Annotated in this window: 4 protein-coding genes and 2 pseudogenes; 4 read left to right on the plus strand and 2 right to left on the minus strand. The window is 46.8% G+C overall.

All coding sequences use genetic code 11. The annotated features are described in order from the left end of the window. Positions 1 to 237 precede the first annotated feature (237 nt). The 3 genes and pseudogenes from VZ94_RS20245 to VZ94_RS29810 all read left to right on the plus strand — a co-directional run. Positions 238 to 678, plus strand: a complete 441-nt coding sequence (locus VZ94_RS20245; RefSeq protein ID WP_045780619.1) for a VOC family protein — start codon at positions 238 to 240, stop codon at positions 676 to 678. A gap of 80 nt (positions 679 to 758) precedes the next feature. Next, a pseudogene (locus VZ94_RS20250) lies at positions 759 to 2,831 on the plus strand (carbon starvation CstA family protein). Positions 2,832 to 2,867: 36 nt separating this feature from the next. Next, a pseudogene (locus VZ94_RS29810) lies at positions 2,868 to 3,020 on the plus strand (CstA-like transporter-associated (seleno)protein); the annotation flags it as partial. Positions 3,021 to 3,224: 204 nt separating this feature from the next. Here the strand turns inward: VZ94_RS29810 and VZ94_RS20255 are convergent. After that, positions 3,225 to 4,829: a protein adenylyltransferase SelO gene (locus VZ94_RS20255; protein WP_045780620.1), complete on the minus strand. Its 1,605-nt coding sequence runs from the start codon at positions 4,827 to 4,829 to the stop codon at positions 3,225 to 3,227. 11 nt (positions 4,830 to 4,840) lie between these two features. Continuing rightward, a complete protein-coding gene (locus VZ94_RS20260; protein ID WP_045780621.1) occupies positions 4,841 to 5,353 on the minus strand; it encodes an outer membrane protein assembly factor BamE in 513 nt (170 codons plus the stop codon). Positions 5,354 to 6,309: 956 nt separating this feature from the next. Here VZ94_RS20260 and VZ94_RS20270 point away from each other — a divergent pair. Further along, positions 6,310 to 7,323, plus strand: coding sequence for a protein-arginine deiminase family protein (locus tag VZ94_RS20270; protein WP_045780623.1), 1,014 nt, complete (start codon positions 6,310 to 6,312; stop codon positions 7,321 to 7,323). Positions 7,324 to 7,390 lie beyond the last annotated feature (67 nt).

The raw sequence follows: 7,390 nt of genomic DNA on the forward strand, positions 1-7,390 counted from the left end.
CGTTTTCTGCATTCGCCACGTCCTTGTGGCTTGAGGTGTCGGCAGCAGGGATGCTGCCGCCAAGCCTACAGGGATGTATTTACGGCGCCCTTCACTCTGATAACGCCAGGGATGGCGTGTAGTAGGGCAACGCAGGAGCAGTTGCCGAATGACCTGTTCCAGCTTAAGTGGGTAGCCGTTTTTATAACACCTATACGCTTAGTGTTTATTCATTTTCATAGTCAAAAGAGGCCAAACATGCGTTATCTACACACAATGATTCGAGTTCAAGACTTAGAACAATCACTAGACTTTTATTGTAATCAGCTAGGTCTGATTGAAAGTCATCGCATGGAAAGCGAAGCTGGACGCTTTACCTTAGTCTATTTAGCTGCACCTGACGATATTGACCAAGCCCGTAACCGTCAGGCACCGCTGCTAGAACTCACCTATAACTGGGACACCGAAGAATATACCGGAGGCCGGAACTTCGGCCATTTAGCGTTTGAAGTCGATGATATTTATCAAACTTGTCAGCGCTTAATGGAAGCAGGCGTTGTTATCAACCGCCCACCGCGTGACGGCCGTATGGCATTTATTCGCTCACCCGACGCAATTTCTATCGAGTTTTTACAAAAAGGCGATGCCTTAGCACCGAAAGAGCCTTGGTTAACCATGCCTAATACCGGCACTTGGTAAGCCACTGTGGCTGCGTAGTAACAGCCACGTTCACAAGCCACAACAGTTGGCTCGCATTTTTCTGCCCTATCCTCTTCTTTATGACAAAACTTAAGCCTATTCTGATTTGGAGCGTGATTGCAATCATTGGCGCTAGCGCTATTAGCGGTATCGCGTTAAACCGAGGTGAGCACATCAACGCCTTATGGTTTATTGCCGCCGCGCTTTGTGTCTATGCGATTGGTTTCCGATTTTATTCGGCGTGGATTGCCGCTACAGTACTCGCTGTTGACGCTAGCCGTGCCACACCCGCTGAACGTCTAGACAATGGTCATGATTTTACCCCAACCAATCGTTGGGTCGTTTTTGGTCATCACTTCGCAGCAATTGCAGGCCCTGGCCCGTTAGTAGGACCTACACTTGCAGCGCAATTTGGCTATTTGCCTGGCACGTTATGGATTTTATTCGGCTCGGTCTTAGGTGGGTGCGTGCAAGACATGGTGACGTTATTTTTTTCAACCCGCCGTGATGCCAGAAGCTTAGGTCAAATGGCGCGCGATGAATTAGGACTCATCGGTGGCACGGCGGCGCTCATCGCCACCTTCGCAATTATGATTATCTTAATCGCCGTATTAGGCTTAGTAGTAGTGAACGCGATGAAGCACAGCCCTTGGGCAACATTTACCGTAGCGGCGACGATTCCCATTGCAATTATCGTGGGTTTATATATGCGCTATTGGCGCCCCGGCAATATCTTAGAAGCTTCAGCGCTGGGCGTTGTATTATTATTGCTCGCCGTTGGTGGCGGTGGTTTTGTCGATCATCATGCCGTGCTACGCGTATGGTTTGACCATGAAGGGCTAACCTTAGCCTGGTGGGTCATGGCGTATGGCTTTGCAGCTGCGATTCTACCCGTTTGGTTGTTATTAGCGCCTAGAGATTATTTATCAACGTATATGAAACTAGGCACGATTTGCCTGTTAGCGTTTGCGATTATTTTATTGCAGCCGCAGGTAAAAATGCCCGCCCTCACCCCATTTATCGATGGCACCGGCCCTATTTTCGGTGGTCAATTATTCCCGTTTGTCTTTATTACCATTGCTTGTGGTGCTATTTCTGGCTTTCATTCATTAGTGTCATCAGGGACTACGCCTAAATTACTCGCCAATGAACGCGATATTGCGATGATTGGTTATGGCGGCATGTTACTAGAATCGTTTGTCGCGATGATGGCCATGGTTGCGGCATCCGTATTAGAGCCTGGCGTATATTTTGCGATTAATAGCTCAGCCGGTATCGTGGGTAAAGAAGCCGCAGATGCGGTAGCAAAAATTTCCTCCTGGGGTTTTCCTGTCACAGTCGAGCAAATGCACGCATTGGCCCAGGAAATGGGTGAAACAACGTTTGTTTGCCAGAACCGGTGGCGCGCCGTCCTTAGCTGTGGGTATGGCGAGTATTTTTGGTAGTGCATTTGGGAAAGGCCTCTTAGCCTTGTGGTATCACTTCGCGATTATGTTTGAAGCGATTTTTATTTTAACCACATTAGATGCTGGCACTCGCGTAGGTCGTTTTTATGCTACAAGACATGTTAGGCAACCTATGGCCTAAAATGGCCGAAACCTCTTGGCAACCGTCAGCGTTAATTTGTAGCGCATTAGTGGTATCAGGATGGGGGTATTTTTTATATATTGGCGTCATTGACCCTAACGGCGGCGTCAATATTTTATGGCCGTTATTCGGTATCGCTAATCAAATGCTGGCCGCGATTGCCTTATCAGTCGCTACCGGCATTTTAATTAAATCGGGTAAGCTGAAATACGCTTGGGTCACAGGTGCGCCATTATTATGGTTAGTCATTATCACCAGCACCGCTTCGTGGCAGAAGCTTACCAGCAGCGACACGCGCATCGGCTTTTTTGCTGGCGCCAATGATTTAGCAGAAAAACTCGCCACCGGTGTTTTACCACCCGAAAAAGCCGCAATTGCACCGCAGTTAATTTTTAATATGCATTTAGATGGCTATATCACAATGATTTTCGCAAGTCTACTATGGCTTATCGTGTTAGACATGTTACGCATTAGCGCACGTTTTTTTAACCGGTAAACCTACGCCACCGTTATCAGAATCACCACATATTCCTAGCCGGTTAGTCGAAGATTGGGTGAGAGATTAACCATGCGTCCATTATTAATTAACATTTTGGCGTGGTCTACGCCAATTATCGGGCGATGATGCTTACGAACGCTATTTACGCCACTTCGCTGAGCATCATCAACATGAAGAAAATCAGCCACTGACTAAAGCAGAATTTTTTAAGCAATGGCAGGATAAACAATGGCGGGGGATTAAGCGGTGTTGTTAAGAACACCTGTTACCAGATAATTCAAGTTATCATTTAACTGGGGTCACATTTAATTCTGACCCCAGTTACTCGATTTGTATTTATTTGTGGCGCCCCGGGTATTGGCAAAACGTATTGGTGCGGCGTCATCAATACCGTGAATATAGCATATGTTTCATTATTTAGACAGTGGGTTACGATTAAGCAGTGTTAGGCAAAGTAAATTTAAGAACTACACGACAACATCGAACACCCGGCACGTTGCCTAGCCCAATCTGGGCGTTTCGCAGCATAGGTTTCTTGCTCAGCCTGTTCATCGTAAGGTCGCCGTAATACCTCTAATAACTCATTTACTAAACGGTAATCGCCTTGTTCTGCTTTATCAATGGCCAACTGCGCTAAATAATTGCGTAACACGTATTTAGGATTGACTGCGTTCATACGTTGACGGCGTTGTTCTAAGGGTTGGTCACTGGCTTTAAGTCTAGTTTGATACTGTCTTAACCAGGCATAAAGCTGGGTTAAATACGCTGTATCTAATTGCTCTTTGACATAATAGGCATCGAGTAACGGCTCTATGAGTAACTCATCACTGGCGTCAGCGTGTAGCGGTATTAACGCTAAGCGTCTGAAAAATATCGTCATATCGGTTTCTACGGCTTGCAGCAACTCGATTAAATCGGTGCATAACGTCATATCGTTTTCACCGTTAAACATCCCTAAGCCTAGCTTATCAACCATCATGACTTGCCAACCTTGCTCATAAGCACGCTTATAAGTATCTAGCGTAGCTTGTAATTCTGCTAACCGTTCCTCACCGAGTAACGGATAAATAGCATTGGCTAATTGTGCTAAATTCCAAAACGCAATCGCTGGTTGATTACCATAACGGTAACGCCGCTCGCCTGCATCAGTCGTATTCGGTGTCCAATTTAAATCATAGTTTTCAAGCCAACCATAAGGACCATAATCAATGGTTAAACCTAATATCGACATGTTGTCGGTATTCATCACGCCATGCACGAAACCGACACGTTGCCAATGCACAATCATAGCGGCTGTACGTTGACAGACTTCAGCAAACCAGTCTAAATAAGCCGTTTCTGAGCTTAAATCCAGCTTCAACTCAGCAAAATCGGTAGCAATTGTATAATCTAACAATCGTTTTAATAAGGTTAAGTCTTTTCTAGCCGTTAAAATCTGAAAATGACCAAAACGGGTAAATGACGGCGCCACTCTACAAACGATAGCACCGGGTTCAGCTTTAGGATTACCGTCATAAAACATATCTCGCACGACGTATTCACCGGTGGCAATCACAGACAACGCGCGCGTAGTAGGCACGCCCAAATGATGCATGGCTTCGCTGCATAAAAATTCGCGTATCGACGAGCGCAATACTGCTAAACCGTCGGCTGTACGCGAATAAGGCGTAGGGCCAGCACCTTTTAGTTGCAACGTCCAGCGCTGACCTTGCTGGTTAACCACATCGCCTAGGTTAATCGCACGACCGTCGCCGAGTTGCCCCGCCCATGAGCCAAACTGATGCCCCCCGTAACAGGTTGCATGAGGTTGCATGTCTGGCAATAGTTGATTGCCCGAAAACACCTGAACAAAGGCTTCTGAGCAACACAATTCAGGGCTTAGCTGTAAAAACTCAGCAACCTCACGTGCATAAGCCACTAGCGTAGGACGTTTAACCGGGGTTGGTAACACTTTTGAATAGCAAGCATTATAAACTTGGCGGCGAGTATTTATCGTTTCAGTATCGCCAGGCAGTTCCGCAACGAAACGATTATCAAAGGTTAACTGCTCTAAATCGGTCAGCATAGTCACTCTGCTTAATAAGGTGAATTAGCAATATTGCCCGAACTAGCATCTGTCGTCGCTTTCTTCGTAGGGACACCATCAGACGCATCGTAATCAAACAAGCCGGTAATTTTTTCCCACAATGTTTTTTCTAAATCTCGCTTAGGAATCTCCACCGTCGTTTCACCTGTCTTAACCACAGGTACGGCATTCGGCTTTAAATCCCCTTGTAAACCAATTAAGTCATCTTTATTAAACAGCAAGGTAATACGCTTGCGTGTTTTTTCCCCATCCGGCGACTTTTCCGTATACAAATAATCCCAACGGCTTTGATGCAAAGCATCAACAAGCATAGGCGACCCCATGATATACAACACTTGCCGCTTACTCATACCTGGGCGCAACTGGTCAATCATGGCTTGGTCGATGATGTTACCTTGCTGAATATCGAGAGAATAAACGCCTGGTAAATGATTTAACACTGGCGAGCACGCTATCAGGGCAACACTACTGATAACACAACAACAAATAAACGCTTTAGTCATGAGAAAGATAAATCAGTGCAAAGACAAGCATTATCCTATAAATCTGATATGGATTCAGCTTAGATTGGTTTTGCTAAGGTTAAAAGCATTCTATAGGGGCAAACAACAACACGATGCTAAGCTAAGCGTGTGCAGTTTGGCTACACATTTTAGCAGGGACAGGGTATTCAGGGTGCATAACGCCAGGGATGGCGTGTAATAGGGCAACGCAGGAGCAGTTGCCGAGGATGCCGTAAATATACTTTAAACGGTTAAGTTTTCGGTTTTTACAGATCGCTGTAGGGTACGCTACGCGTACCTTTTTATTGATTTTATTACGATTTTTTTTTTTTTTAATGGTACGCACAGCGTACCCCACTCCAAAAAACCGAAAATTTGACCGTTCAGAGTATACATCCTTGTAGGCTAGTTGGCAGCATCCCTACTGCCAACACCTACACCCTAAATGCCCTGTCCCTACTAAAGGGTGTAGCCTTAAATCAGCAATAATTATGAATAAAATCGTGTCAAGTAAATATTAAAAACTCATTAAGTGATTGAATTTTAATGTTAAAAAATTGATATTTGCTGGTTATTCACCTCTGGTTAACAATTAGTTCATAACTCAGCTTTACTATTACTTTGTTGTAACAAGGTATCTCGGCCTACTTTCAGCAAATTCGGAAGTAACTAAAGACAGAATAGCGCATTGAACTCATGAACCTTATTCTTATGAAGGAATTCTTCTCATTTTTGGTGCCTATCCGACGGACTGCGGCATGCAACCTAGGTAACGGGAGTGTCGGTAAAAGATGCTTTGTTCACAACACCTTTGACAGAAACCACTAATCAGTAGAATAGGAATATCACCATGCCTAGTAATCGACAAAAATATCTTAACCGTTTCCACCAAACTGATAGCTCGCAAACTTTTTAGACGAGTGCCTGCAAATGTTCTTTGCTTGCTGGCCTCCGCCATGACATTGGCCACTGCAACTGTCAACGCCACAAACCAGTCTGAAGCCACCGGCATAAACCACAGCCGAACGGCTTTGCGCGGCACGTTCCCCGACCTGAGAGTAGATGCCAATCGCGACGGGATAGTTGACTTGAGCGGTAAATCCGACGAACGCCTGGAAGATAGCCGGGAAGCACTATTCCTGCCTAACTTGGATGACGACGCCAAGCGCTGCGCCCCTGGCAAAGACTTGTACGACGATGCCAGATATGGCATCGAAAATATCGATCCCGAGGTCGACAGCCGACTTCTCGCTTGCAACGATGCGCAAGACGACATGGTCAACGGCAGCCGCGACGAGCGGGATCTCGCCCGCATCCTCGCCATACCCATGCCCGACGTGGCGGATGGGGCTGAGGTCACTGTGAGCGGCGCACCGGCTGGCGCGATCCGGCTGTTCATTCGTGACAACGGCCAGCTGCGCGCCTTCGACCCGTCCGCCGAGAAAGTCCCTGTGCAGACGTTGCGTACCGGATTGGAGTTGCTCCTGGAAGGCCGCGACATTGTCCGCGACAGCTCATGGGATGGGGGCGTACAAGTAACTCTGAACCTGCCCAGCGGCGGCTCCGACAGCGTCCGGCTGCGTGTGGCACCGCTGCTGCTACAGCACACTTTGCAGCGTAGCCAGCAGGTCATGATCTCACCCAAAAACCCAATGAGGCGGGAACTATTTTATGAAATTTTTAAGGACAGTCCCGAATACCGCTACAAAGACTATCGGTTTAACATGCAGTTAGCGAACAGAGGGTATACCGAGTTCCGCGATACCCTCGATGCCGCGCGCCGCTCCGCCGGAGTTGAAGCGGGTCTGAAGGAGCTTAAAGCGCTCGAAGATCACTGGACGCAGGATTTGTTTGAGCCGGCCTATGCGTCTGTGCCGGCAATACTGTTGACTTTAGCCAGTAGCACCCATTTTCTTAGCCCGCTTTTCTTTCCACTTATTAGGAACGCCTTTATTAACACGAGGTTTTGATGGCTTGGGCGTCTTCGGTCGGTAATAAACCAACTCGTCGAATAGAATCAACTAACTCGAAGAAAAG

The organism is Methylocucumis oryzae, assembly GCF_000963695.1.
Lineage (GTDB): Bacteria > Pseudomonadota > Gammaproteobacteria > Methylococcales > Methylomonadaceae > Methylovulum > Methylovulum oryzae.